The 2870-nt window shown below is 64.7% G+C and carries 4 protein-coding genes and 1 tRNA gene; all 5 read right to left on the bottom strand.

Going from position 1 to position 2870, the window contains the following annotated elements; genetic code table 11:
* Positions 1 to 845: sensor histidine kinase N-terminal domain-containing protein (locus JHC57_RS21735; protein WP_294032662.1), on the bottom strand; the 845-nt coding region annotated here is incomplete at its 3' end.
* Positions 846 to 958: 113 nt separating this feature from the next.
* Positions 959 to 1624 carry a response regulator transcription factor gene (locus JHC57_RS21740; protein WP_166939747.1) on the bottom strand — a complete coding sequence of 222 codons (666 nt, stop codon included), beginning with the start codon at positions 1622 to 1624 and terminating at the stop codon, positions 959 to 961.
* A 114-nt stretch (positions 1625 to 1738) separates the two neighbouring features.
* Complete coding sequence (locus JHC57_RS21745; protein WP_294032661.1) at positions 1739 to 2047, bottom strand: hypothetical protein; 309 nt, start codon at positions 2045 to 2047, stop codon at positions 1739 to 1741.
* Between the two features lie 87 nt (positions 2048 to 2134).
* Positions 2135 to 2209: transfer RNA gene (locus tag JHC57_RS21750), tRNA-Val, on the bottom strand.
* Between the two features lie 164 nt (positions 2210 to 2373).
* Positions 2374 to 2646, bottom strand: coding sequence for an HU family DNA-binding protein (locus JHC57_RS21755; RefSeq protein WP_037510426.1), 273 nt, complete (start codon positions 2644 to 2646; stop codon positions 2374 to 2376).
* Positions 2647 to 2870: the final 224 nt, after the last annotated feature.

Below are 2870 nucleotides of genomic sequence, written 5' to 3' on the forward strand. Positions count from 1 at the left end.
CGCGCGCGCGCAAGGTGATGGTCGACCTGCCGCTGCATCGTCGCCGCCTCGCGCCGCACCGTCTCGGCCAGCTCCGAATCCGAGCTGGTCGCGCTGTTGACGAGAACGGTGAGCGGGGTCTTGAGCGCATGCGCGAGATTGCCGGCGTGGAGGCGCGCTTCCTCGGCCTGCTTCTCGTTGTGTGCGAGCAGCGCGTTGAGTTCGTCGACCATCGGCTGCACTTCGAGCGGCAGCGGCGCGTCGACGCGCCGGTTCTGCCCGCCGCGCATCGCCGCGATCGCGCGCCGGATATGGCGGAGCGGCCAGAGGCCGTAGAAGGTCTGGAGCGCCGCGAGGATGATCAGACCGAGACCGAGCAGCCCGAGGCTGGGGATCAGCGTCGCGCGCACCGCGCGATTCTGCGTATCGAGCGCTTCGCGCGACTGGGCGATCTGGAATCGCCAGTTGGTCGAACTGCCCGGCAGGATGACGTTGCGTTCGAGGATGCGCAGCTCCTCCTCTGGGAACTGGTTGCTGTCATAGGTGTGGATCTGGTTGTCGACGTGCGGCGCGGGCGACTTCAGCGTCCGCTCCCAGAGCGAACGCGAGCGATAGGGCTCCTGCCCGCCGCCGCTGATCTGCCAATAGAGGCCGCTATAGGGTTCGAGGAAGCGCTGGTCGCCGAGCGGTTCGACCAGCCGCACCTCGCCGTCGGGCCCGATCTCCGACGAGCGGATCATCGCGATCAGCACATATTCGAGGCTCGAATCGAAATTGCGCGTGATCGCGCTGGTCAGCACGCGATCTAGCGCGAAGCCGCCGCCGATCAGCAGGACCGAAATCCAGATTGCCGCGATCGCGATCATCCGCCGCGCGAGCGAGCCGGTAATCCGGCTCGACAGCGCGACGGACCTTGTCGCCGCGTCCGCTTCGGTCACGTCGGACTGGTCGGGTTCGGGGTCGGCCATGCCCGGCCGGTTCAGCCCTGCGGATCGTCGAGCTGGTACCCGAGGCCGCGGATGGTCGTGATGATGTCGGCACCCAGTTTCTTGCGGATGCGCGTCACGAACACTTCGATCGTGTTCGAATCGCGGTCGAAATCCTGATCATAGATGTGCTCGATCAGTTCGGTGCGCGACACGACCTTGCCCTTGTGGTGGAGCAGATAGGAGAGGAGCTTGTATTCCTGCGCGGTCAGCTTCACCGGTTCGCCGGCGAGCGTCACCCGGCCCGAGCGCGTGTCGAGACGGACATCGCCGGCGATCAGCTCGCTCGACGCGTTGCCCGCCGCGCGGCGGATCAGCGCGCGGAGGCGCGCGATCAGTTCCTCGGTCTGGAACGGCTTGGCGAGATAATCGTCGGCGCCCGCATCGAGCCCCGCCACCTTGTCCGACCAGCTGTCGCGCGCGGTGAGAACGAGGACCGGGAAATTGCGCTTTTCGCGGCGCCAGCGGTCGAGCACGGTAAGCCCGTCGATTTCGGGCAGACCGAGGTCGAGGATCGCGGCGTCGTAATTTTCGGTCGAGCCGAGGAAATGCCCGTCTTCGCCGTCGGTCGCGAGATCGACGGCATAGCCCGCCCCCTCCAGCGTCGCCTTGAGCTGCGGGCCCAGCGTGGGTTCGTCTTCGACAATCAAAATCCGCATTCAGGCGCCTTTCCTTTGCGTACCGGGCAAAACCGGCCACATTTCTCGTCTGTGTATCAAGTCCGGACGATCATCGCAAAATCTCGTTGCGACGGACCGCCGGCCTGCTGGATGTCAGGGTTTGCGGCCGACGATCCGGCCGGTACGGGCATCGACATAGACGACGACCACCTGGCTGCCGTCCATGAATTTGAGGGCATAGATCATCCGCCTCGCGTCGAATTGCGGCCCGCCGAGATAGGTCATGTCGCTGTAGGGCGGGCGCGAACGGATGTCGGCGATCAGCCGGTTGAGCGGGATCACCTGCCCCTGCGCCGCGGCTTCGCGCAGATTGTCCTGGTCGCGGTCGCCGCGCGCGGCCGCCGGCACGCCTGCCGACAGCAGCAGCGCGGAAACGAGGGAGAGGGTCAGGGTCCGGATCATGGCCGTTTCTCTAACGCGAAAGCATTGAATAGGCGATGAATGGGCATGTCAGCCGCGGTTTCGGTTCAGTCCATGGCACCGGGGCCATGGTGGGCGCGACAGGGATTGAACCTGTGACCCCACCCGTGTGAAGGGTGTGCTCTACCGCTGAGCTACGCGCCCGTTCCGGTACCGGCCGATGACCGGCGCTTCCGAAAGCCGGACGTCCATAGCCGCTGACGCGGCGAATGCAACGCCCATTTGCCCGAAATTTCGCCCGTAAATGCAAATCGGGCCGCAGCTTTCGCCACGGCCCGAGATGTTTTTACCAAAAGGCGGCGGCCAACTTAGTTGACGGCGTCCTTGAGGGCCTTGCCGGCCTTGAACTTCGGCTGGTTCGACGCCGCGATGGTCATCGTTTCGCCGGTGCGCGGGTTGCGACCGGTCGATGCCTTGCGCTTGCTGACCGCGAAGGTGCCGAAGCCGACGAGACGGACTTCGCCGCCCTTCTTCAGCGAACCGGTGATCGCGTCGAACACGGCCTCGACGGCCTTGCTCGCGTCACCCTTGGTCAGGCCGCTCGAGTCAGCGACGGCGGCGATCAGGTCTTGTTTGTTCATGCCTAAGGAACCCCTGCATTATGGTTGGTTAAGTGATTCTCATGGCCCGAAGCCATGGCGCGTCACTAACGATGATTGACCCCGGCTTGTCAAAGCAAAAAAGGGAGAAAAACGCCCCAAAACGTCGATTTTGCGACGAATTTGGGGCGAATTGCCCTGAACCGGGGCAGCTTAGTGACGAATCGCCGATTCGGGATCGCTCCCGGGAGCGATCGGCGGCGAGG

Source organism: Sphingopyxis sp., assembly GCF_016463645.1.
In the GTDB taxonomy this organism is placed as follows: Bacteria; Pseudomonadota; Alphaproteobacteria; order Sphingomonadales; family Sphingomonadaceae; genus Sphingopyxis.